Genomic DNA, 26,524 nt, shown 5'->3' on the forward strand with positions numbered 1-26,524 from the left:
TATAATATAAAGGAGAAAAATAATATGCATCATATTGACTACAATAGCTATCGCTCTATAAACAGTTTTAACCAGCGTGTACGTTTTTTAATATTGCATTATACTGCTGAAAATTTTGCTGATTCGATCAAATCACTCATCGGTCCAAATACGAGTATTCATTATCTGATTCCGGATGAAGCAGAAGCAAGCTATCAGGCAGCCGGCTTTAAAGAACTGCGTATTTTTAATCTGGTGGCAGAAACAGACCGGGCTTGGCATGCAGGTGTCAGTAGCTGGCAAGGTCGTAGTAATCTGAATGATACTTCCATAGGTATAGAAGTTGTTAATCTGGCTACCGATAATAACGGTATATTTACTTTTCCATCCTATGGAGTAAATCAGATTAAAGCGCTCAAACAACTAGCTCTGAATATTCTCCAGCGTTATCCGGACATTACGCCAACTCATGTTATTGGCCATTCAGATATCGCACCACAACGCAAAAGTGATCCGGGTGCGGCCTTTCCATGGAAAGAACTGTACAAAGCTGGAATTGGCGCCTGGTTTGATACAAAAACCAAATTAAATTATTTAAAGCAGTTCACAAAACAAGGGATACCTGATAATGCAACCATTTTAAAACAATTAAATCGTTATGGTTACGATATCACCGGTGCTGACGCTGATGCTGAACAATTCAACAAACTGATACGTGCTTTTCAACTGCATTTCCGTCCGACAGACTATAGCGGAAGAGTGGATTGCGAAACGGTTGCTATTTTATACGCTTTAATTGATAAATATTTTCCGGGGGCATAAAACTCTTACCTAAAAAGAAGCAGATGTTAAGCAGTTTGAACAAGCCACGAACATAAGCATTAAGTCCGTGGCTTTTTCAGATGAATGATAAATAAACCGATAATTTATCCGCAGCGGATAGCAATTGCTTATAAACGGGTTACTGAGAGTACACCTTTAACATCGCTCAGGTGGCTAAGTACCCGGGGTAAATCATTTACCTGCTGTACTTCAACAGTAAATCGCAACTGAGCTTCCATATCACGTGATAACGTCTGTACCGCAGTAACATTAAGCCGGTTGCGTGCCAGTGTTTCAGAAATATCGCGTAATAATCCACTGCGGTCTCTGGCACGAATTTCGATATCAATAGCAAAAACCTGCCCGGCTGAATCACTTGCCCAGGATGCAGGTAATACTTTATCCGGAGAAATCTGAGCCAGATATTGAAACGAAGAACAATTGCTGCGATGGATTGAGATACCACGTTCCCGTGTTACAAAACCAATAATTTTGTCTCCGAATGCCGGTTTGCAGCATTTAGCCAGTGTCGTAAATAAACCAGCCTCACCATCCACGAGAACACCACCAAAATTTTTCTTAATTTTACTTCGTTTGACTAAATGATTTTCTGTTACCGGTGCTTCCGGTTTTTCCAGTAAAGTATCGACTGCTTTCTGAATCATGCGACCGGAAACTTCACCATGCCCCATAGAGAGATAAAAATCATCTGCACTGGAAAATCCCAGAGCTTCAGCCAGCTTATGAATATTTGGCTGCACCTGCATTTTTACTAACTGTTTTTCCAGCGCAGCACGTCCTGATTCCCGTATGGATTCACCGTTCTGCTGCCGGATAAACGCACGAATCTTACTAATGGCTTTATTACTTTTCACCCAGCCATCATGCAGCCAGTTAACCGATGGTCTACCTTCGCGTGCAGTAATAATTTCAACCCGCTGACCATTCTCCAATGGTGTGGATAACGGGACAATCTGTCCGTCTACTTTGGCACCACGACAACGGTTACCAATATCTGTATGTAATGCGTAGGCAAAATCAATCGGTGTGGCACCAGCCGGTAAAGAGAATACCTTGCCATGCGGAGACAGAACATAAATAGTGTCGTTAAACAGTTCTGTCTGAAAAGCACGTGACAGATCTTCACGGCTACTATCGTTTTCGGCGATATTTTCGCGCCAGTCGAGCAACTGACGTAACCATGCGATTTTATGTTCATAGGCTTCATTACCCTTGCCACCCTCTTTATAGCGCCAGTGAGCGGCCACTCCAAACTCTGCATAACGATGCATATCAAAAGTTCGAATCTGGATTTCCACACCTTTGTCTTCAGGCCCGACAACAACAGTATGCAAACTTTGATAATCATTGGGCTTAGGATGAGCAATATAATCATCAAACTCACCCGGTATAGGCTGCCATAAGCTGTGCACGATTCCCAGAGTGGCATAACAGTCTGCTACTGTATCCACCAGAATGCGTACGGCCCGTATATCATACAAACCATCAAAGCTCAGTTTCTTTTTTACCATTTTACGGTAAATGGAATAGATATGCTTTGGTCGTCCGGCCACTTCAAAATGCATGTTCAGGCGGCTCAGTTGCTGTCTGAGGGTATCAACAAAATGTTCAATATAGTCCAGACGCTCAGTACGCTTTTCATCCAGCAGACGGGCAATTTTCTTATATTCATCCGGATTCTGATAACGAAAACTTAAATCCTCAAGCTGCCATTTCAGCTGCCATACACCCAGACGATTGGCCAGAGGAGCAAAAACTGTCATGGTTTCTTTAGCTACGTCCTTTTTTAATTTTTCGTCTGTGACTTTACTCAGGTAACTCATGGTCTGGGCGCGCATAGCAAGTTTAATCAATACGACCCGGATATCCGATACCATCGCCAGTAACATCTGTCGCATTGCTTCAGCCTGCTGCTGCCGTTCCTCCTGTGTAGCCAGCGGGCTGATGCTGACAAAATAAGTAAGCTTCTGTACCTGATACAAACCCGCAACCAGCTGCATCACACTGTCACCACATTCTTCTTTGACAATATTTTTCCAGTCAGTGACATAATTGGGCAGACAGCTCAGCATCGTGGCGGCAACAGCATCAGCCATCAAATCCATATCTGCTACCGATTTAGCAGCAGCCATTAAATTGATATACAGATCTTCACCGGCAAAGGTTACCGCGTCTTTGGGATAGCTGTTATTTACCAAACTCTGGGCATGCCGGAGCATTACTCCCATCGCCGCTGGTAAGGTGGCAATATAATCATCTAACCAGACACACGGTAAGCATGGATTGGTGACAAGAGCTTGATCAGGCGTGCTAACCATGTTATCAACCTGTTGATTTGTGTAAATTATGGCGACCATTTTACCAAAACAGACCATTTTATGCTTCATATTAGGCTGTAGAAAAACAGGAATAGTGCTATTATGCGCAACTTTCGCATACACTATATGCAAATAACTTCGCTCGTCCCGCGTTTATAGCTTTCGCATATAGTCTTTATTTTTAAAGGATTTATAATGCAGACTCATCCCGAAGTCATAGGTGTTGACGCGCTGGCCGAAAAAATTCGCAAAATTCCGAACTGGCCGCAGGAAGGAATTTTATTTCACGACATTACTCCGGTATTACAAAGCCCGCAGTACTTCCGTCTGCTGGTAGATTTAATGGTTTACCGGTATATGGATCAGAAAATTGATGTTGTAGCCGGTCTGGATGCACGCGGTTTTATTATCGGTGCTGCTCTTGCCTATCAGCTGAATGTCGGTTTTGTTCCTATCCGTAAAAAAGGCAAGCTTCCTTTTACTACTATTGCGGAAAGTTACGAACTGGAATACGGACATGCAACCATCGAAATGCACACTGATGCGGTAAAACCGGGTACTCGTGTGCTGCTGGTAGATGATCTGGTTGCCACCGGAGGTACGATGAATGCCGGTGTAAAACTGATTCGTAAACTGGGTGCTGAAGTAGTAGAGGCAGCTGCCATTATCGAATTTACTGATTTGCCCGGCGGCAAAAAAATTCGAGATGAAGGAGTACCATTGTTTACGCTGTACCAGAATTCCGGTTCTGTTGAGCAATAAAATCCTTCTGGTTGAACTTTTACCTGATCAACAAAAAAGCAGAGCAAAACGCTCTGCTTTTTTATGCAAAAATATACTTATTTAGTTAATATCCAGTACCGGCATGGTTTTTACCAGCTCATCCACAGCTTTAACCTGAGCAAGAAATGGTTCGAGCAAATCCAAAGGTAAAGCGCTAGGACCATCGCAACGTGCCTTATCCGGATCAGGATGTGATTCAAGAAATAAACCGGCCAGCCGGGTAGCCATACCGGCTAATGCCAGATCCAGTACCTGACTGCGACGCCCGCCTGATGCTGCGGCATCAGCCTGACGTTGCTGCAATGCATGGGTTACATCAAAAATAACCGGTAAATCAGCACAAACTTTTTTCATCACACCAAAGCCCAGCATATCAACTACCAGATTATCATAACCAAAGCTGCTGCCACGCTCACATAGAATAAGCTGCTGATTGCCGGCTTCATAAAACTTTTCAACAATATTCTTCATCTGGTGCGGGCTTAGGAACTGAGGTTTTTTGATATTAATTACTTTACCGGTTTGTGCCAGTGCCACCACTAAATCAGTCTGACGGGCTAAAAACGCCGGCAACTGCAATACATCGGCAACCTCTGCTACCGGTGCAGCCTGATAGGGTTCATGTACATCGGTAATTACCGGCACACCGAATTCCTGCTTAACCACAGCAAAAATTTTCATTCCCTCTTCCAGCCCTACTCCGCGATAGGAATGAATGGAAGAGCGGTTGGCTTTATCGAATGAGGCCTTAAAAACCAGCGGAATACCCAGTTTACGGGTAACCTCTGCATAATGTGCACATGTGCGCATTGTTAAATCCAGATTTTCCAGTACATTCAGACCACCAAACAGTACAAACGGTAAATGGTTGGCTACTTCAATATTGCCTACACGAATAATTCCGGCCACAATTAATCCTCAGTAAATTCGGGTGAATGGATAACATAATCCATATTAACCTAAATTATTTATTCTACAAAAATGTCAGACATTCGTCCAAGTCAGTAAACAGCTTTGATGATTTAACATTTCAATAAACCTGTTATCATGACTTTAAATTTGTTTGTACATTAATATAGAATATCTGTGTCATTCAAGGCATAGGATGAAATTTCAGTTTCACGCTACAATAGCAGATATAAACAGACTGCAAAAACTGACATATGTTTTAACTTTCTGAAACAGGACTGATTTTGGTATATTTCACGCAGAAGCGCTTGCAATGGCTGTTTTTAAGTATGTTACTGTCGTCCATTACCTCCATGGTGTGGGCTGTGAGCCTGCCAGCAGACAGTGATGATACTGATGATGATGTTCCGCCACCCAAAACCGGCCTGCTGCACAGATTACTGCACGGACAGGAATCTGAGGAAAAAAAACAGCCTCAGACACCAAAAAGTCCTCGAGTTCCTGTAACCATAGATATTAACAATTCATCCTTAAAAAAACTGATTAATGATCATCTGCCTCTGATTACTCAGCAATTGATTGAAGATCTGGATGATGAGCAGCTCAGTTTTCTGGCAGAAGAAGCACCTCAGCAAACGCAAACCATGCTGGAAACTCAGGGATACTTCAATGCTGAAGTTAATCTGGAGAAACAAAGTAATAGTTACATTATCCATATAAAGCCCGGTCCGCTGACCCGTATTGAAAATGTCGACGTTTCTCTGATTGGTGACGTAACCAGTGATGATAATCTGACCAACTATTACAAAACTGCTATTGATAACTGGGTGCTGCCTGTAGGTGACCCGTTTACTCAGAGTAACTGGTCTGCAAGTAAATCTTCTGTTCTCAGCGCTATTGTGCGCAAAAAATACCCGCTGGCAACCATTAACGCCAGCCGTGCGACTATTGATCCGCAAAAAAATAAGGCAGAACTGTCTCTCACAATTGACAGTAAGCAGCCTGTATACTTTGGTGATATTCACGTTAGCGGAAATGAACGATATCCTGTTTCAATCGTCACTGGTATGGCCAGTTTTGCTTCCGGCTCTCCCTATGATTTGGACAAACTTCTGGACTATCAGCAGGCACTGGAACAGGACAGCCATTATGGTAATGCCGTAGTCAGTGCAGATTTCGACCATATGGAAAATAATCAGGTGCCGGTTCTGGTGAAAGTCAGTGAAATGCGACGCCAGAAGCTGACCTTTGGTTTACGTTATGACACCAAAAACGGTCCGGGTTTTCGCGGTGGGTATGACCACTATAATGTTTTTCATAAAGGGTTTGTCGGCTCAACCTTGCTGGATACAGACCGCTATGAAACTACTTTCGGTTTAGGTCTGAGCCAGCCGCGTGACAATCGCGGTCACTACTGGACCAGCAATCTTAACTATACCTACTCTACTGTCCAGCATCTGGAAAGCCGCGCCTTATCCAGCGGGATGTGGAAGGTTCGAGACCGTGACGGAATTGATTCACGGATCGGGATTGAATACGTTACTGAAAGCAGCAAAATTGAAAATGGACCTGATCTCGGACACAGCTATGCCACTATGGTGACAGCTTCATGGAAACGTCAGAATATTGAAACCCAGCTGCGACCGGCTAATGGTTATTATCTGGAAGGTAAGGTAGGTACCACTCTGGGTAAACTGATTTCATCGGCATCCATGCAAAGAATTACAGCCAGTGGCGGCTACTATTTCACCCCTGAAAACAAAAAATACGGAACATGGTTTTTACGCAGCCAGATTGGCTATGTACATACCGGTGATGCAGTAAACGTACCTTCTGTGCTGATGTTCCGTGCCGGTGGTGCCAATAGCGTACGTGGTTATGAAATAGACAGTATCGGTATTAAAAGCTCACATAATTCAGTGTTACCTAACCGTACACTGGCTGTAGCCAGTGTTGAATACCAGATTCCAGTGTATAAGGATTTTTCTCTGGCGCTTTTTCATGATGCCGGTTCGGTATCGAAAAACTTCAGCGACATGCAATGGCGTCATGGCAGCGGATTCGGAGTACGCTGGTTTAATCCGGTTGCCCCGTTTGCCTTTGATATAGCCTATGGCCATCATGATGAAAAATGGCGCTGGTCTATCAGTTTGGGAACTAAATTCTAATGGCTGAAACTACTATCAACTCAGGCGAAACACCAGTTCCCGCCACGCTGCCTTCCTTACCCCCGCGTAAACCACGCTGGAAATCATGGCTGAAAACCAGTCTGTATTCTCTGCTGGCTTTGTTTATTATTATTGTGGCACTATTATGCTGGCTGATTGGTACAGAATCCGGTCTGCGTTTTGGTGTACATACTGTCCCGAAATGGTTTGGGGTGCACATCCAGACAAAAAATCTGACCGGCACTATCTGGCGCGGGTTTTCCGGCACAGATATTCACGTCAGCCATCGCGATTTTGATTTATCCATAGATAAAGTACGTCTTGACTGGAATAATCGTGAATTATGGCGACGTCGCTTCCACGTACGGCTGCTCGATGTTGGTAAAATTAATTATATAGACCATAGTGTACCCAAACCCAAGCCCGTTCCTACCCTACCCAACAGCATCAGTCTGCCATTACAAGTTATTATTGATAACATTCAGCTTGGTGGATTCACACTGGGTAAAAAAGAAACGCCAGTTTTGCTTGCCAGCCAGGCCAGTTACACTTTTGACTATCACAAACATCAGCTTATTCTCAGTGAGCTGAATACACCATGGCAGAACATCCACGGCAATGCAGCCATTACCACTCAGACACCCTTTATACTGAGCGGACAGCTGAACGGAAGCGGCACCATTGATAAAACTGCGGTTGAAAGTGCTGCGCTCATCAAAGGTAGTCTGCAACAGCCAGATATATTTGCCCGCCTGGACGGCGGAAATATTCATTTCCGTACCCATGCCATCATCAGACCGTATGCACTGCAACTCAATCATAAAATCATCAGCCTGAATCTTCAAAGCCGCCATATTAATCCGGCTGCTTTTAATGCAAACTTACCATTTGCCGATCTGAATCTCAATTTAGATCTGGCACCCGTAAACAACGGCAAAGGTCAGCTTGCCGGACATATTAAGCTTGGGAATGAACAGCCACTGGCCTACAACGATGCCAAACATGGCGGTTTACCTGTACGCAGTATTGAAGGTGACATTAACATCGATAATAACGGCAAACTTATCTTACCGGCATTAACTACACGTCTGCTTCAGCAGGGACAAATCATCACCCGCGGAAATATCGATAGTGCATCCAGACAACTCGATATCAACAGCCAATTATTACGTATTTACGCCAGCGATGCTCTGGCTACACCACTACCCGGTTCACTTAATGGTCATATTCGTGTATCCGGCAGTTTCAACGGTCTGACTACCCAATGGCTTCTGTCCAGTGAAAAAGGCGACAGCGAGGGTTCGATTCAGATTATTACTGATGAACAGAAACATCAGCAAACCCTGATACTCGATAAACTGAACATCACCCCCAATGGCGGCGGCAGCTTTAATGCCAAAGGCAGTCTGGCACTGTATCAGAATAAAGCAATCCAGCTGGCCATTAACAGCAACAATTTTAATCCCGCCAAAGTTAATTCAGATTTTCCGGCAGGCAGTATCAACGGACATATCAACGTTAACGGACAATTGGCACAACAACCTGCCATTCAGGTTGACATGCTCTGGCATAACAGCATTCTTTCCGGTGCACCTCTTTCAGGCAAAGCCGTCATCCGCTATCGCAATCAGCATCTGGAACAGGCCAGTATTAACCTGAATGCCGGCCCGAACCGGATAGCTACCAATGGCAGTTTTGGTAAAAAAGGTGACAAGCTTAATCTTGATATCAATGCACCCAATCTGGGATTATTCGGATTAGGCATGAAAGGTTTGCTCAGCACCAAAGGCTTTATCGCCGGAGAACCCAAAAAAATTACAGCAAATCTTACTGGTGCGGCACGCAACCTGCAAATTGCTCAACTACTTAACATTAATCAGCTGGATTTTAAACTTCTTGGATCACCTGATATTAATCAGCCATTACTGGTTAACCTGAATGCAGATCATATTAGCATCGCCGGCAGCACCAGCGAAAAACCCACAGTCATTAACAGCACCGACATTAAAATCAATGGCCGCGGCAGCCAGCATCAGCTTCAGGGTAGCAGCAATCTGACTCTGGATGGCAAAGCTTACCATTTTAATCTCAGTGCGCATGGTGGTCTGGACCAGCATTATCAGTGGCGCGGACGAGTTAATGCTCTGGATATAAGTGGCGCACTTAATTTGAAACTGCTCAATCCTATTCAGCTTGAGGCCGGAACCGAGCATGTCAGCATGCAAAATGCACGCTGGGCTGCATTGAACGGTAACTTAACTCTGAATAATCTGAACTGGGATAAAGATAAAGGTCTGATTACCCGTGGTTCAGCCAGCAATCTGGCTTTGCACGAATTACACAACGTCATAGAATTACCCGTTGAGCAAAACCTGATCATTGGTGGTGACTGGAACTTCAGTTACAGTCGCCACATGCAGGGCTATCTGAAACTATACCAGCAGGGCGGTGACATTACCCTGCCACAGCATCAGCAGAAACTTGGCTTACAAAATGTACGTCTGGATGCACAATTCCAGAACGGTCATATCAATAATCATCTGAGTGGTATTACCCGTTATGGAACTACAGATGCCACACTGGTTATTACTCCTGACAATAACGGCAAAGTCAGTACTGCCCCCATCAGCGGACGTATAAAACTTGATAGCCCTGATCTGAGCACTATTCGCAATCTTCTGCCCATTGGTATGCAGCTTAAGGGCAATATGCATGCCGAAGCCGGCATCAGCGGACATCTGAATGAACCTCTGCTTAATGGTACGCTTACCGGTAATAACCTTTACTACCGAGATCAGGCCAACGGCACTATTCTTGAAAACGGCAACCTTAAAAGCCACTTTCAGGGGCGGCGCTGGTTAATTGACAATCTTAGTTTTGCGCGCCGTGACGGAACTATTAAACTCAGTGGCGTAGTAGATATGACCAAACTCACTCCAGATATTAACGTTACTGCCCACTTTGACCATTACAATATATTTGATCAGATAAACCGTCGCCTTACCATAAGCGGAAATACTCAGCTACTGTATACTATTGCACACGGAATTGTTCTGAACGGCAAACTAAAAGTCGATAAAGGTCTCTTTGGTATGCAAAAATCAGGAATGCCACAGTTAGATGACGATGTTGTCGTACTGGGTCGCGAAAAGACAGCAGAACAGCAACGTCCTACACCGATCCGGCTCAATCTTGATTTAGACATGAATGATGCTTTCCGTTTCAGTGCTGAAGGGATTGACGTTCTGCTTGGCGGTCAGCTTACTGCTACTGCCAATCCGGGCAGCACAGTTCAAATTGTAGGTACAGTAAACGTTGTCCGCGGACAATATAAAGCTTACGGACAGGATCTGGTTATTCAGCAAGGGAGTACCATTTCTTTCGTAGGTCCGATGGATAATCCCAATTTGAAAATACGTGCCAAACGCCGTTATTCACAGGTTGGTGCGGGTGTTGAAGCACTCGGACGGCTGGATAGCCCGCGTATTAATCTGATAGCCAATGAAGCCATGAGTGAAAAAGACAAACTATCGTGGCTGATACTCAATCGTCCCAGCAGCGGCAGCGCCGGTGACGAAGCCGCCATTGCAGCTGCGGCCAGTGCCTGGCTTGCCGGAGGCCTGAATGACAAGCTTGGTTTACTTGACGAAATCGGCCTTACCAGCCAGCAAACCCGAAATAGTCAGACTGGCGAAATGAATCCTGCAGAACAGGCCATCACAATCGGCAAACATCTGTCTAACAATCTTTATATCAGCTATCTGTATGGAATTGAAAGTGCGACCCAGACCGTCAGCATTACTTATCAGATTAGCCGTGCACTGCAAAGCATTGTGCGCGTAGGTACCGGATCGGCCGGAGGTGAAATCCGCTATACCCACCGTTTTGATTAAATCATCACTGATAAAAATGTTCAGAGTATACAACCGGCACATGGTTTAAAATACTCTGAACATTTTATATATTGCTTTAATTATAAAAATAAATAAATTATATTATTTAATTAATTTTATATGTAAATGTTTGTTATAATAGTTTTATTATGGAAAAAATAGAAAAAATACTCTTGTCAGTGGCTGCCATAGTTTTTAGCGTTTCGATTATAGTTTTAACTCTATCCGATGCGAAATTTATTTTCGGGCTTGCCAGACACGGGGAAGAAACATCAGCTACGGTAATAGATACCAAATCCCATGACGAAGGACGTGGGCGAGTCGCCTATATACTGAAAGTCGAATATACCGATAAATATAATAAAACCTATATCAAAAATGATATTAAAACCTATAAAAACTTAAATCCCGGCGATAAAATTACAATTATCTATAATAAATTTTCTCCTCAGGTAGCCGATATCAAAGGCAACCATAACCGTAAAAATAATTTTTCTGCAGAACTATTCGCCTCCTTTATGATTATCATTGCTGTAATTTATTATTATCAGGAATTTAAATCCAATCCAAATTATTGGAAATTTAAAAAAAGATATTAATATCAGTTTTAGATAAAAAAATAGTGTATTGAATTTACTAACGAGAAACAATATCTTTTTTACTGAATAATTATTTCCTTTAAAGAAACAGAATGGATACATTACAAAATGTATAGGTTTTTGGTTACCTAGTAGAGACAGAGCAGCTTTACTAATGAATCCTACAGAACAGGTCATCACAATCGACAAACATCTGTCTGATAATCTTTATATCTGTTATCTGTATGGAATTGAAAGTGCGACCCAGATCATCAGCATCATCTATCAGATTAGCCGTGCACTGCAAAGCATAGTGCGCATAGGTACTGGATCGGCCGGAGGTGAAATCCGCTATACCCGCCGTTTCGATTAAGTCATCACTGATAAAAATGTTCAGAGTTCACAACCGGCACATGGTTTAAAATACTCTGAACATTTTATATACTACTTGAATTGTAAAAATAAATAAATTATATTAGTACAATGAATTTTATATATAAATATCTGTTATTAACTCCTTATTATGAAAAAAATAAACAAAATAATAATAATATCCTGCTATATCAGCTTTATAGTCCTTACCGCACTATATATGGCTGTAACTTTCTCCGATGCGAAAATTATTTTCGGACTTGCCAGACATGGGGAAGAAACATTAGCTACGATAGTAACTAGCGAATCCTATGTCTATAGAAATCGTGAATATTATTTAGTAACAGCCGAATTTACTGATAAATATAATAAAACTTATATTACAAATACTATCAAAACCGAAAATAGCTTGAAGCCTGGCGATAAAATTACAATTATTTATAATAAATTTTCTCCTCAAGTTGCCGATCGCAAAGACAACAGTTTGCGCAAAAAGAAATTTAATATAAATTTATATATTTGCTTTATTTTTATTATTCTTACAATTCAAGGGTATCAGGAATTCAAATCCAGTCCAAATTTTTGGAGATCCAAAAGAAAATATAAGCATAAGCTTTAAGTAAAAATTTAATACAAAATAAATAATCTTTTTTCTAAAGATATTAGCTTATATTCTTGAAAAAAAATCCAATCTATTCCAATTTAACTTTTATCAGACATAATTCCAGGTTTATAATAATTATTTCAGCAGATACATAAAATTATTACTGACACCTGTGTCTACTGAAAATGCCAATTAAGTAACAATCTGCAATTATTTAAACCTATTTTCTGTCTTAAAACGACCAACAACAGTAAACCACTCAGCCCGCACAAACAGACCCGTCAGCAACAGAAAATTTTCTAATCATTCCAGCATATCAGCAACACCTATTATCGAAATGCTATTGATCCAGTCTCGTCAGTTATAAAAATCGCCATTATCAGAATATTGTGCGCATAGGTACCGGATCAGCCGGAATGAAATTCGTTATATCCGCCGTTTTGATTAAGTCATCACTGATAAAGATGTTCAGAGCACACAACCGACACATGGTTTGAAATACTCTGAACATTCTATATATTGCTTGAATTGTAAAAATAAATAAATTATATTATTTAATTAATTTAATATGTAAATATTTATTATTATTCTTTATATTATGAGTAAAATAGAAAAAATACTTTTGTTAGTGGTTGCCATATTTTTTAGCTTTGAGATTATAGGTACAACTTTATATGATGCAAAATTACTTTTCATACTTTCCAGATACAGTGAAGAAACATTCGCTACGGTAATAGATTCCAAAGAATCTATCTTTTCCTCAAGAAAAACTGGGGAAGTCTATATACTGACAGTTATATATACCGACAAACACAATAAAACTTATATTACAAATATTCGTAGCGATTATCACTTATCTCCTGGTAATACAATTAAAATTATCTATAGTAAATTTTTTCCTAAAGTAGCAGATATCAAAGGCAATCATAGCCGTAAATTTGAGTTTTATTGTTATTTATTTTTATCTTTTATGATTATTATTACTGCAATTTATTATTATCGAAAATCTAAATCAACTCCGGATTATTGGAAATCTAAAAAAAGATATTAGCATTAGTTTTAAATAAAAAAATTCAGTACAAAATAAATAATCTTTTTTCTAATGAAATTGGCATATATTCCTAAAAAATCCAATCCAATTAAACCTTTATAACTTTTATCAGACATAATTCCAGGTTTATAATAATTATTTCAGCAGATACATAAAATTATCGCTAGCACCGGCATCTGCTTAAAATGCCATTTAAGTAACAATCTGCAATTATTGAAACCGATTTTCCGTCTTAAAAATGACCACCGCCGGCAACAGAAAACTTCCCAGTCATTCCTGCATACCGGCAATACTTATTATCAAAAATAACACTATTGATCCATTCCCGTCAGTCATTGAAAATCGCCGCTATAAAAATTTTGCCGTGGCATGCTGTATGTATAAAAATGCTACGACTATACGTAGTAACCCCAAAGCAAACTCAGCCTCCATAGTATGAATCTTATCTATCTCAAACATAGTAATTTCTGCCATTCATTCATAAAAAACATGAAAATAGTGTATTGAATTTACTAAAAAGAAACGATATCATTTTTATTAAATAATTATTTCCTTAAAAGAAACAGAATGGACACATTACAAAGCATGTGGGTTTTCCGTTACGTAGTAGAGTTAGGCAGCTTCACTAAAGCAGCTGAATTTATGGATATTTCTACTGCGATGGCCAGTAAACACCTGCATCATCTGGAAAAAAACATTCAGGCTAAACTACTCAACCGTACCAGCCGTCGCATCAGCCTTACCGAAGCCGGACAGGAATACTATCATCGCTGTGTAGAAGCACTGGATACACTTACCGAAGCCAAACGTGTTGCACAGGCTGGTACGGTCAAACCGCAGGGCTTACTTAAAATTACCGCTCCTAACTGGTGTGCTTCACGCCAGTTTGGTGAAATTCTATCAGAATACCGGCAGCAATTTCCGGAGGTAAGTTTATCCATCAACCTGGACAGCCGGCGTACCGATCTGGTTGCAGAGGGTATCGATCTTGCTTTACGTGTCACCAATAACCCTGAACCCAATCTCATTGTTAAACCCATTACCCGCATTGATTTTTTATGGGTAGCCAGCCCGAAATATCTGCAAAAATACGGCATGCCGCATACTGTAGCAGACCTGAAACAGCATTATGGTCTGTTACCACAATACGTTCATCTTGATTTACCGCTTATTCCTGCCTGTACCAGTAACAGTGCTCTGCTAATACACAAGATGGCGCTTAATCATATGGGACTGGCATACTTGCCTGAATGGATGGTGAGAGAAGATATACAACAAAAACGTTTAGAAATCATCGAACACATCGCTTGTCCGGAAAGCCATACACTGTATGCAGCCTATATGAATCGTGAATTTCTCAGCGCTAAAGTGCGTAGTTTTATTGATTTTCTGGCAGAAAAATTTGAAACTACTAAAAACCGCTAAAATCCAATATAAAGTCTAAGGGGAAAACAGTATGCTCAGCCACGACAATGCCATCAGCTTTTTACAGCAATTATTTCGCTATACGATCGAAGAAGCCAGTCCGGTGAATAAAATGAGTAACTGGTTACCACAGACCAATCCATGCGGACGAGTGATAGTTGTCGGTGCAGGCAAAGCTGCTGCTGCCATGGCAGCTGAATGGGAAAGAATATGGCCGCAAGACTATCCGCCATTATCCGGTGTCGTTGTTACCCGCTACGGACACACTACCCCTACAAAGCATATCAAAGTACTCGAAGCCAGTCATCCCCTGCCGGACTCTGCCGGACAGACTGCTGCTCAGGCCTTACTTAATGCTGTTAGCGGATTAAATCCGCAGGATCAGGTTTATTATCTCGTTTCAGGTGGCGCTTCCGCTCTGACCACACTGCCTGTTAGCAGCATCACACTGGCTGATAAGCAATATATTAACCGCCAGTTACTTAGTAATGGTGTTCCCATAGACGCCATGAATACACTGCGGAAACATCTTTCCCGCATCAAAGGCGGTCGACTGGCTGCCGCAGCAGCACCAGCACATATCACCACCCTGGCTATTTCAGATGTAGTTGGTGATGATATCAGTACCATAGGCTCCGGCGCAGGTGTGCCCGATCCTACCACGCTGGCTGATATTAAACGTATCGTTAATCAATACAAAATCGACCTCCCTGCAAGTGTTATCGCCTATTTAAACAAAGCTGATGCAGAAACACCTAAAAATCTTCCAAACAGCAGTGCTCATATAATTATTAACCCTGATCAGGTATTTACTGCCGTGCAAAATTGGGCAATCAATCAGGAAGTTGAAGTACTGTATCTGGGAGACCGTATAGGTGGCGAAGCACGGGAAGTGGCTCAGGTGATAGCCGGAATCGCTCTGTTTCAGCAAAACCGGCATCAGCGCAGTAAACCTTTGCTGATTCTCAGCGGTGGAGAAACCACTGTTACCCTAAACCGGCAACAAGGACGCGGTGGTCGTAACACTGAATTTTTACTGGCACTGGCTATTGCTCTGAATGGAGCAAACAATATTTATGCACTGGCGGCCGATACAGATGGTATTGATGGCAGCGAAGATAATGCCGGAGCATGGATAACACCTGATACATTACTCCGTGCTGAACAGGGCGGAATATCAGCACAAGACATGCTGAATAATCATAATGCATATGATTTTTTTAGCACAACCGGACAACTACTGGTGACAACCCCGACATTAACCAATATCAATGACTTTCGTGCGATCTTAGTGCTGTAAATTAAATAATAGTAAAAACTAACCTGATAAATTGTTGTTAATAAATAATATATTTTTATCAGACATACAGTAGTTAATTGCTCTAAACTATACAGATTTACTCATTTCTGAATTTTTCCGCGCGCAAAATCTACTGCCATAGTGATAGCTGCTTTGGCTTGCGGACTATTTTTCCAGCAGCTGCTGCCAACCAGACTGGCTGCCTGCTCAGTGATATCCTGCGGGTTTGCAAGGGCAAGCTTATCCAATGAATCAATACCCATCTGCTCCAGACGCATAATTACCTTTTCTCCTACCCCTTTTACAGTAAGCAAAGCCGCTTTTTCAGTTTCAGTAAATGCCATTTATTTCCCTTTTATGAATATAATAACTTCAATATGATTTAAAATACTATAAATATCAGTCATAAAGCAAACTGAAAAATAATCAGATTCAATCTTAAAACAGTCAGTTCTTAATACTCATTTTGATAAAAGTATTCAGGCAATAAAATCAGTATTTAGCTTGTCCCTGTCTGATTCAGACCTGAAAAAAGCGAGTACTCAACTCGCTTTTTTACATAATATTCAGAACCATTGTCCGAAACGGCGAATATACCAGCGTTTCACTATCTGAGTCACAACACAGTAACAACCCAGTGTCAGTACCAGCCAGGGGAAATATTGCCATGGCAGCGGTACCAGCCCGATCCAGCTGCTAATCGGCGAAAACGGAATATAAATACCAATAGCCATAATTAACCCTGTCATCAGCAATACCGGTAAAGCAGCAGTACTTTGTACAAACGGTATTCTGCGGGTACGCAGCATATGTACTACCAGAGTCTGTGACAATAAACCTTCTACAAACCAGCCGGAATGAAACAGATTCTGCACTTCCGGCGCATTAGCATGGAACACAAACCACATCAGCGCAAAAGTACTGATATCAAATATAGAGGAAATAGGACCGATAAACAGCATAAAACGGCTGATATTGGATACATCCCATTTACGCGGTTTACGCAAAAATTCCTCATCCATTTTATCCCACGGCAATGATAGCTGAGAAAAATCATACAGAAGATTCTGAATCAGTAACTGAATAGCCAGCATAGGCAGAAACGGCAGGAACGCACTGGCAAACAATACTGAAAACACATTGCCAAAATTAGAGCTGGCAGTCATATTCAGATATTTAATAATATTGCCAAAGGTTTCACGTCCTTTGATTACCCCCTCTTCCAATACCATCAGACTTTTTTCCAGCAGAATAATATCAGCCGATTCTTTGGCAATATCAGTAGCCGTATCCACAGAAATACCGACATCGGCATCGCGCAGAGCCGGAGCATCATTGATACCGTCACCAAGAAAACCGACTGTATGTCCGTTTTCCTGAAGCAGACGAATAATCCGTGATTTCTGTAATGGTGTTAGTTTGGCGAATACAGTATGTTTTTCCAGCAGAGGTTTCAGTACCTCATCACTTAGAGCCTCAATTTCACTACCTAGTAAAGGCTGTCCGGCTTCAATTCCTACTTCATAACAAATCTTACGGGTAACAATCGCATTATCACCAGTTAAAACCTTAACAGCCACACCATTTTCACTCAGCGCAGCAATAGCCTGTGCAGCACTGTCTTTCGGCGGATCAAGAAATGTCAGAAAGCCGAACAGAGTAAGCTCAGTTTCATCAGCAACTGCATATTGTTCTTTCTGGGCTTCAGCAGTAATGTATTTTTTACCAATCGCCAGTACCCGAAAGCCTTCCTTATTATAGCTTTCAGCTAAAGCCAGCAATTGTTCCCGCCGCGCTGCATCTAATGGCAAATATTCTCCGTGCTCATAAACACGGCTGGAAATAGACAGCATTTCTTCCACTGCGCCCTTACAAATCAGCACATGGCGCTGTTCTTCATCCTGTAAAACCACAGATAAACGCCGGCGAATAAAATCAAACGGTAATTCATCAATTTTATGATAACCACCATCGCTGATACCCGCCCTGTTTTCAGGCTCCTGTGCAAAACGCACAATGGCTTTATCCATCAGATTTTTCATACCGCTCTGATAGGAACTGTTTAACCAGGCCAGTTGCAAAACTTCACTATCATTATTGCCATGAATATTCGTGTAATGCTCAAGAATAATTTTATCCTGAGTTAATGTACCGGTTTTATCTGTACATAAAATATCCATTGAACCGAAATTCTGAATAGCACTCAGGCGTTTTACCACTACCTTACGCCGTGCCATGGCCATAGCACCTTTAGCCAGATTGGCACTGACAATCATGGGCAGCATCTCAGGAGTCAGCCCGACAGCAACAGCAAGTGCAAACAGGGCAGCATCACCCCAGTCCCCCTTAGTGAAGCCATTAATCAGCAACACCACCGGTACCAGAACCAGCATAAAACGAATCAGCAGATGGCTTACACTGTTTACACCGCGATCAAACGCAGTCTGGCTGCGTGTACCGACAATGGATTTGGCCAGAGAGCCAAAATAGGTATCATTTCCTGTTGCCACAACCACAGCTTTAGCCGTACCACTGACAATATTAGTACCCATAAAGCAGATGTTTTCTGCATCCAGCGGATCAGCTGATAATGGCTGCTCTTCAATAGCTAGCGAGCTATTCATACCAAGAGTATCAGATTTCTCTACCGGAATAGACTCACCGGTCAGTACAGCCTGACTGATAAACAAATCACGTGATTCAATCAGACGCACATCAGCCGGTACCATATCGCCGGCAGATAACAAAATAATATCTCCCGGTACTACTTCTTTAATCGGTACTTCAAGCTGTTCTGCATTGATATCTCTATGGCTGCGGCGCACTACTGTGGCAGTGGTGCTGATCATAGATTTCAGCGCCTGTGCAGCTTTATTGGAACGATATTCCTGCCAGAAACTGAGTACACCACTGAGCAGAACCATTACCAGAATTATTGTAATACCGCTTACACTGGTTTCTTCGCCATTATGCAAAGGAATCAGATAATCAGTGAAAAAGCTTACCAAAGCCAGCGCCAGTAAAACAAAAATAAACGGATTTTTAAAGGCTAGTAATAATTGCAGCCAGACTGATGGTGCTTTATCGTGCGCTACATCATTATTGCCAAAACTGATCAGTCTTTCTTTAACATCCTGCTCAGTCAGACCATTTAAACTGGTCTGTAAATTAGACAGCGTACGGTCAAGACTATTGCGGGACTCCAGCACAGCCTTGATTACTACTGGTTGAGAAATGATTTTTTTAAATTTTTTCATAAACAGTACCTCACCGACCATGATGTTTCCCAGTCGGCAGATACTGTTAACCCGGAAACATCAACGGCCTTGTTGCAGTTGTTGTTTTAATAAAATAAACGGTCGACTCGAATCTTCTTCCATTGTTTTATTCCCGGTTAAATAATCAGATACCTAATAAATAGAATTAAGCACACCTTACTGAAATAACAGCCTTCCCTTCTTTATTCCGTCTGAATAACTAAAAAATCTGAAAGACAGCAATATTTCAGCAAGATAGCGTTTATACATATTTGTGATGTCAGCGTCAATTATATTTACGCTATACAAAACAAAAAACAATATTATTCACAATATATAATATTAATAACAATAATACGCACATAAAACAGACAAATTTAAAAAATAAATTTACGCAGCAAAATAGCGGTTAAAATTATACTATTAGCATGATAATCAAATTAGAAAAGACTGCTCTGTTTTACGTTCAGATAATCATATAACGGTTTAGGGATACCATACGCATTCAGATTATCAGCTGATACCCACTCACTAGCAATTGCAGAAGATGCAGCATTCTGCCCGGTATTTATCTGAGCAGCAAAAGGCAGAATAAGCAATTGACGATGAGTTAAACGATGACTGAATTCAATACCTTCAGTTAAATCTTCAGCAGTACAACCAAACTTTGCAGCAAGTTTATACAAATCATCCAGACTGTCTGCACATGGTACACACCATAAACCACCCCATATTCCTTTGGCAGGACGTTTATGTAAAAATATCGCACCATCGCAGTTACGTAAAACCAGCCAATATAACGATAAATTTTTTACACTTACAGCTTTTTTCTTACGCGGTAATTCAGCAATACGGTTCTGGGCATATGCCTGACACAGATCGTTCATTGGACATGAACAGCATATTGGCTTACTGCGCTTACATACCGTTGCACCCAAATCCATCAGCCCCTGAATATAAGCCGGCATATCTACAGCATTAAGTGGCAGCAAAGCTTCTGCTTTGCGCCAGAGCTGATCTTCAAAAGCTTTATTCGCAATATCACCGTCCAGAGCAAAAACCCGGCACAATACCCGCTTTACATTACCATCCAGAATGGTTTCGCGTGCATCAAAGCAAAATGCAGCAATCGCTGCTGCCGTACTGCGACCTACACCACATAAAGATTGTAATTCCACACGACTGTGTGGAAAATTTCCCGAAAATTCAGATATAACTTGCCTGGCAGCCTTATGCAAATTGCGTGCACGACTGTAGTAGCCCAGCCCTTGCCACAAACCCAGCACTTCATCTTCATCAGCCGCCGCCAGTGCTCGGACATCAGGAAATGCAGCCAGAAAGCGCGGATAATAATCAAGTACCGTGGACACCTGCGTTTGCTGCAACATAATTTCCGATAACCATACCTTATATGGTTCACGACACTGCCATGGCAGACCATGCCGGCCATGCTGACGCTGCCAGCTTACCAGGCGAGGAGCAAACTCCGCTTCCTGCACTGCTTGTTTATTCATAACACCCTAATTTAACATAAAAAAATCATGATCAGCCTGAATAATTCAGGTAATAAACTAATATGGGTGATTATAGACATAAAACAAGAATCTGCTTTAGAAAAGCAAAATTATTTCATAAGCATAAACAGAAAAATATTATCAATAGGGTTAAATTTCATGATATAAAATTTAAATAATAGTGACTACTTATTAAAATCTACTGTAAAAAAATTTCAGAATTCATAGTTTTAAAATGAAAAAATAATATCCATGATAACCAATATGGTTTTATTTCAATTGATTGTATATTTCACATGCTTCCTGATTACCATTTTTACAGCTCTTACCGAATAATTCTTTAGCTATCCGTTTATTTTGTTTGACACCGGTACCATTCAAAAACATATAGGCCAGATTATACTGAGCATCTGCATTTTCCTGTTTAGCCGCCAGCTGATAATATCTGGCTGCTTTTGCAAAGTCCTGTTTCACTCCTTCACCATTCTCATACATATTAGCTAAGCTATTTTGTGAGAACGAATCTCCCTGGTCGGCAGCCAATTGGTAGTATTTTAATGATTTTATATAATCTTGTTTAACACCCTCTCCCTCACTATACAAATACCCCAAATGAGCCTGAGCACCAATTTTTCCCTGATCTGCCGCTAATTGAAAATATTTGACAGCCTCTTCATAATTCTGTTCTATCTCTGTACCTTTGAAATACATTAATCCCATATTATATTGTGCAGCTGCCAATCCCTTTTTAGCAGCAAGACGATAACACTGAGCAGCTCTCTGATAATCTTGTTCAATACCCTTACCATTAAACAGCATCAGCCCTAAATTATAGATAGCGTAAGAATACCCTTTTTTGGCTGCCAGTTTATAATATTTAACTGATTTAGAATAATCAGCCGGGACAATCTGACCAAACTCATAAATTACGCCCAGATTATATTGTGCAATTGCATTACCCTGATCAGCCGCTAATTTATAATATTTAATAGCTTCGGTATCATTTTGTTCAATACCACCATAGCCATATCTGTAATATGCACCAAGATTAAATAGTGCTTCCGGACTATTCTTTAAAGCTGCAATATGAAAGTACTTTAAGGCTTGTTTGTGATTCTGTTTGACGCCTGAACCTTCGCTATACATCATACCCAGATTAGTCAGAGCATCGGCATGTCCTTGTTTAGCAGCCAGTTGATAATACTTAAATGCCTGCGCAAAATTTTGTTCTACCCCTATACCATTATAGTAAACATATCCTAAATGAAACTGTGCATTTATATTTCCTCTATCAGAGGCTAGCTGATAATAATATATAGCTTTATCATAATCCTGCTGAAGACTATTACCTTTTTCATACATGTTTGCCAGACTGAGCAAAGCATCTTCATTCCCTTGTTCAGCAGATAACCGGCAATAATAAAATGCCTTTGTAAAATCCTGTTTTACTCCTTCTCCATAGTAATACATCACGCCTAAATTATATTGAGCACCACTATCACCTTGTTCAGATGCTAACTTAAAATAGTTAAAAGCATTAATATAATTCTGCTCAACGCCTGCACCCTTGTAATACATTAATCCAATAGTAAATTGGGCATTAACATCTCCTTTTTTTGCAGCTTCCAGAACACATAAAAAATTATCTGAACTTTTTGTTTCCATCTTCTTATTATTCCTTTTACAGTAAGCTTTTAAACTTTTTCAGAATATTTTTATCTGCAAATATAAACAACCTCAACCATAGAGATCAATAATAAAAAAGTTATATAGCATTCAGACATCATCAAAGATTTTTGTACTACTTTTTTATAAATTTTCTGAAAATACTTTTATTTCTTTATTCCAAAACCATTTTCTTCATAAGCTCCAGATTATGCTGAGCTCCAGAGTGTCCTTGTTCTGCCGCCAGATTAAAGTACTCATATGCCTCTGCATAATTTTGCTCTGCTCCTTCACCATTTATATACATAAAACCCAGAGCAAATTGTGCATCACTATTTCCTTGTTCCGCAGCTGGCTTATAATATTCAAGACTTTTAATGAAGCTTTGTTCTACACCTTTACCATAATAATACATACTACCTGCATAATATTGAGCAATAGGATTCCCTTGCTCAGCGGCAGCTAGATAATACTCAAATGCTTTTGCATAATTCTGTTCTACACCATCACCGTTTTCATATAAAATACCTAAATTAATTTGTGCATCACTATTTCCCTGTTCTGCAGCCAGCTTATAATATTTATATGCCTCCGCATAATCCTGAGCAACACCTTCACCAGTTTTATAAATATATCCTAAAGTAAATTGTGCCTTACTATTACCCTGTTGCGCTGCTAACTGATAGTATTCAATACTTTTAGTATAATTTTGTTCTACGCCTTTTCCATAGTAATATAAATTAGCTAAGTTATACTGGGCAGTAACATCTCCTTGCGCAGCTGCAGCTGAATAATACTCAACCGCCTTTTCATAATTTTGCTCTACACCATAGCCGTTGTAATATAAAAATCCTAATTTACTTTGGGCAATATCAACTCCCTGTGCAGCTGCAGCCAAATAATACTCAGCTGCCTTTTCATAATTCTGCTCTACACCATAACCATCTTCATACAATATACCTAAATTACTCTGAGCATTTGCATTTCCCTGTGCAGCTGCAGCTGAATAATACTTAGCTGCCTTTTCATAATTCTGCTCTACACCATAACCATCACTATACAATATACCCAGATTACATTGAGCGGCTGCATCCCCCTGTGCAGCTGCAGCCGCATAATATTCAGCTGCCTTTTCATAATTCTGCTCTACGCCATAGCCCTCGCTATACAATAAACCTAAATTGAATTGTGCATCGATATTTCCCTGTTCGGCAGCCAATTTATAGTATTTATATGCTTCTACATAATTTTGCTCTGTTCCTTCTCCATCCTCATACATAACACCCAGAGCAAATTGTGCATCCGCATTCCCCTTTCGAGCCGCTTCCAGAGTATTTAAAAATTTATCTGATTTCTTCGTTTCCATCTTCTTATTATTCCTTTTACAGTAAGCTTTTAAACTTTTTCAGAATATTTTTATCTGCAAATATAAATAACCTCAATCATAGAGATCAATAATAAAAAAGTTATATAGCATTCAGACATCATCAAAGATTTTTGTACTACTTTTTTTATAAATTTTCTGAAAATACTTTTATTTCTTTATTCCAAAACCATTTTCTTGCATAAGCTCCAGATTATGCTGAGCTCCAGAGTGTCCTTGTTCTGCCGCCAGCTTATAGTATTTATATGCCTTTGTATAATTTTGCTCCGTTCCTTCTCCATCCTCATACATAAGACCCAGAGCAAATTGTGCATCGCTATCTCCCTGTTCCGCAGCTAGCTTATAATATTCAATACTTTTAATATAGCTTTGTTCTACACCTCTACCATAATAGTACATACTACCTGCATAATATTGAGCGATAGGATTTCCTTGCTCAGCGGCAGCCAGATAATACCTAAATGCTTTTTTATAATTCTTTTCTACACCATCACCGTTTTCATATAAAATACCTAAATTAATTTGTGCATCAATATTTCCCTGTTCAGCAGCCAGCTTATAATATTTACATGCCTCTGTATAATTTTGCTCCTTTCCTTCTCCTTTTGCATACATAAGACCCAGAGAAAATTGTGCATCGCTATTGCCTTGTTGCGCAGCTAACTGAAAATATTCAAAGCTTTTAGCGTAATTCTGTTCTCTACCTTTACCGAAATAATACAAATCACCTAAGTTGAATTGTGCATCAATATTTCCCTGTTCTGCTGCAAACTTATAATATTTGTATGCTTCTGCAAAATCTTGTTCTATTCCCCGTCCACATTCATATATAACACCCAGTTTATTTTGGGCATCGCTATTACCCTGTTGCGCAGCTAATTTATAATATTTAATACTTTTAATGTAATTTTGTTCTACACCTTTACCGAAATAATACAAATCACCTAAATTACACTGTCCAGTGGCATTTCCATGCTCAGCAGCTGCTGCAATATACTCAAATGCTTTTGCATAATCCTGTTCTACACCAAAACCATACTTATATAAAATACCTAAATTAATTTGTGCATCAATATTTCCCTGTTCAGCAGCCAGTCTATAGTATTTATATGCTTCAGTATAATCTTGTGCTGTCCCCTCTCCATCTCTGTACATATTACCCAGATGAAATTGCACATCACTATCACCTTGTTGCACAGCTAATCGATAATACTTAATTGCTTTTGCATAATTCTGTTCTACACCCTTACCCTCATAATACAAAGTGCCTAAATTGATTTGTGCCCTAATATTTCCTTGTTCAGCAGCCAGCTTAAAGTATTTATATGCTTCTGCATAATTTTGCTCTGTTCCCTTACCTTTCTCATACATGATACCCAGAGTAAATTGGGCATCACTATTTCCCTGTTCCGCAGCTGACTTATAATATTCAATACTTTTAATGAAGCTTTGTTCTACACCTTTACCATAATAATACATACTACCTGCATAATATTGAGCGATAGGATTTCCTTGCTCAGCGGCAGCCTGATAACACTCAAATGCTTTTGCATAATTCTGTTCTACACCATCACCATTTTCATATAAAATACCTAAATTAACTTGTGCATCACTATTTCCCTGCTTGGCAGCCAGCTTATAGTATTTATATGCTTCTGCATAATTTTGCTCTGTTCCCTTACCTTTCTCATACATGATACCCAGAGTAAATTGAGCATCACTGTCACCCTGTTGCGCAGCCAACTGACAATACTCAAAGCTTTTAGTGTAATTCTGTTCTGTGCCTTTACCGAAATAATACAAATCACCTAAGTTATACTGAGCAATAGCATCTCCCTGCTTAGCCGCAGCTGCATAACATTCAAATGCTTTTGCATAATCCTGTTCTACACCATCACCATTTTCATACAATAGACCTAAATTATACTGAGCAATAGCATCTCCCTGTGCAGCTGCAGCTGCATAATATTCAGCTGCCTTTTCATAATTCTGCTCTACGCCATAACCCTCGCTATAAAATAAACCTAAATTGACTTGCGCTCCAATGTTTCCCTGTTCGGCAGCCAGCCTATAGTATTTATATGCCTCTGCATAATTTTGCTCTGTTTCTTCTCCGTTCTCATACATAGCACCCAGGTTAAATTGGGAATCCGCATCTCCTTTTTGAGCCGCTTCCAGAGTACTTAAAAATTTATCTGATTTTTTTGTTTCCATATACTTATTATTCCTTTTACAAGGTTGCTTTTAAAATATTCTCAATTTATTGTATTTATAAAATACAGATAAACCTAAATGCTGATACCAATAACAAAAATAGTCATCATTTTATATATCATTAGCAATCATTCTTAATATTTGTATTGAGTATAAACAGTGAATATAAAAAATCTGCTTTTAAAATATCGGATTTCAGACTTTTTTTAAATATCATTAATCATCGAATTAATTCTATTTAATTTTTCAATCATACTTTAATACAGT

At 40.2% G+C, this 26,524-nt stretch carries 18 protein-coding genes; 10 read left to right on the forward strand and 8 right to left on the reverse strand.

The window, feature by feature from the left end:
* Positions 1–24 precede the first annotated feature (24 nt).
* Complete coding sequence (locus SALWKB2_RS07615; RefSeq protein WP_025331075.1) at positions 25–801, forward strand: N-acetylmuramoyl-L-alanine amidase; 777 nt, start codon at positions 25–27, stop codon at positions 799–801.
* Between the two features lie 128 nt (positions 802–929).
* Here the strand turns inward: SALWKB2_RS07615 and SALWKB2_RS07620 are convergent, their stop codons facing one another.
* Positions 930–3,140 carry a RelA/SpoT family protein gene (locus tag SALWKB2_RS07620; RefSeq protein ID WP_051506559.1) on the reverse strand — a complete coding sequence of 737 codons (2,211 nt, stop codon included), beginning with the start codon at positions 3,138–3,140 and terminating at the stop codon, positions 930–932.
* Between the two features lie 195 nt (positions 3,141–3,335).
* Between SALWKB2_RS07620 and SALWKB2_RS07625 the strand changes: the two genes are divergently transcribed.
* Entirely contained in the window at positions 3,336–3,902 is a 567-nt protein-coding gene (locus SALWKB2_RS07625; RefSeq protein WP_025331077.1) for an adenine phosphoribosyltransferase, read from the forward strand.
* An 81-nt stretch (positions 3,903–3,983) separates the two neighbouring features.
* Here SALWKB2_RS07625 and kdsA read toward each other — a convergent pair whose 3' ends face one another.
* Positions 3,984–4,823, reverse strand: coding sequence for a 3-deoxy-8-phosphooctulonate synthase (gene kdsA, locus SALWKB2_RS07630; RefSeq protein WP_025331078.1), 840 nt, complete (start codon positions 4,821–4,823; stop codon positions 3,984–3,986).
* 338 nt (positions 4,824–5,161) lie between these two features.
* On the opposite strand from kdsA, the gene SALWKB2_RS07635 reads away from it, so the two are divergent.
* The 8 genes from SALWKB2_RS07635 to SALWKB2_RS07670 all read left to right on the forward strand — a co-directional run bounded on the left by SALWKB2_RS07635 (position 5,162) and on the right by SALWKB2_RS07670 (position 16,223).
* Complete coding sequence (locus SALWKB2_RS07635; protein WP_038649639.1) at positions 5,162–7,000, forward strand: autotransporter assembly complex protein TamA; 1,839 nt, start codon at positions 5,162–5,164, stop codon at positions 6,998–7,000.
* A complete protein-coding gene (locus SALWKB2_RS07640) occupies positions 7,000–10,893 on the forward strand; it encodes a translocation/assembly module TamB domain-containing protein (protein ID WP_025331080.1) in 3,894 nt (1,297 codons plus the stop codon). The genes SALWKB2_RS07635 and SALWKB2_RS07640 overlap by 1 nt, the downstream gene beginning before the upstream one ends.
* Positions 10,894–11,042: 149 nt before the next feature.
* Positions 11,043–11,492, forward strand: coding sequence for a DUF3592 domain-containing protein (locus SALWKB2_RS07645; RefSeq protein ID WP_080690458.1), 450 nt, complete (start codon positions 11,043–11,045; stop codon positions 11,490–11,492).
* 154 nt (positions 11,493–11,646) lie between these two features.
* Positions 11,647–11,844 carry a hypothetical protein gene (locus SALWKB2_RS07650; protein WP_025331082.1) on the forward strand — a complete coding sequence of 66 codons (198 nt, stop codon included), beginning with the start codon at positions 11,647–11,649 and terminating at the stop codon, positions 11,842–11,844.
* 219 nt (positions 11,845–12,063) lie between these two features.
* Complete coding sequence (locus tag SALWKB2_RS07655) at positions 12,064–12,462, forward strand: DUF3592 domain-containing protein (protein WP_025331083.1); 399 nt, start codon at positions 12,064–12,066, stop codon at positions 12,460–12,462.
* Between the two features lie 583 nt (positions 12,463–13,045).
* Positions 13,046–13,498 (forward strand): hypothetical protein, encoded by a 453-nt coding sequence (locus tag SALWKB2_RS07660; protein ID WP_025331084.1) that lies wholly within the window; start codon positions 13,046–13,048, stop codon positions 13,496–13,498.
* A gap of 567 nt (positions 13,499–14,065) precedes the next feature.
* Positions 14,066–14,923: a LysR family transcriptional regulator gene (locus SALWKB2_RS07665; protein WP_025331085.1), complete on the forward strand. Its 858-nt coding sequence runs from the start codon at positions 14,066–14,068 to the stop codon at positions 14,921–14,923.
* Between the two features lie 31 nt (positions 14,924–14,954).
* Positions 14,955–16,223, forward strand: a complete 1,269-nt coding sequence (locus SALWKB2_RS07670; protein WP_025331086.1) for a glycerate kinase type-2 family protein — start codon at positions 14,955–14,957, stop codon at positions 16,221–16,223.
* A 101-nt stretch (positions 16,224–16,324) separates the two neighbouring features.
* Here SALWKB2_RS07670 and SALWKB2_RS07675 read toward each other — a convergent pair whose 3' ends face one another.
* The 6 genes from SALWKB2_RS07675 to SALWKB2_RS07700 all read right to left on the reverse strand — a co-directional run bounded on the left by SALWKB2_RS07675 (position 16,325) and on the right by SALWKB2_RS07700 (position 26,257).
* Complete coding sequence (locus SALWKB2_RS07675; RefSeq protein WP_025331087.1) at positions 16,325–16,567, reverse strand: helix-hairpin-helix domain-containing protein; 243 nt, start codon at positions 16,565–16,567, stop codon at positions 16,325–16,327.
* Between the two features lie 222 nt (positions 16,568–16,789).
* Complete coding sequence (gene mgtA / locus SALWKB2_RS07680; protein WP_025331088.1) at positions 16,790–19,480, reverse strand: magnesium-translocating P-type ATPase; 2,691 nt, start codon at positions 19,478–19,480, stop codon at positions 16,790–16,792.
* 440 nt (positions 19,481–19,920) lie between these two features.
* A complete protein-coding gene (mutY, locus tag SALWKB2_RS07685; RefSeq protein WP_025331089.1) occupies positions 19,921–20,994 on the reverse strand; it encodes an A/G-specific adenine glycosylase in 1,074 nt (357 codons plus the stop codon).
* A gap of 270 nt (positions 20,995–21,264) precedes the next feature.
* Positions 21,265–22,659, reverse strand: a complete 1,395-nt coding sequence (locus SALWKB2_RS07690; protein ID WP_025331090.1) for a tetratricopeptide repeat protein — start codon at positions 22,657–22,659, stop codon at positions 21,265–21,267.
* Positions 22,660–22,834: 175 nt separating this feature from the next.
* A complete protein-coding gene (locus SALWKB2_RS07695; protein ID WP_025331091.1) occupies positions 22,835–24,025 on the reverse strand; it encodes an SEL1-like repeat protein in 1,191 nt (396 codons plus the stop codon).
* Between the two features lie 168 nt (positions 24,026–24,193).
* Complete coding sequence (locus SALWKB2_RS07700) at positions 24,194–26,257, reverse strand: SEL1-like repeat protein (protein ID WP_025331092.1); 2,064 nt, start codon at positions 26,255–26,257, stop codon at positions 24,194–24,196.
* Between the last annotated feature and the right edge of the window lie 267 nt (positions 26,258–26,524).

It is taken from the genome of Snodgrassella alvi wkB2 (assembly GCF_000600005.1).
Classification (GTDB): Bacteria; Pseudomonadota; Gammaproteobacteria; order Burkholderiales; family Neisseriaceae; genus Snodgrassella; species Snodgrassella alvi.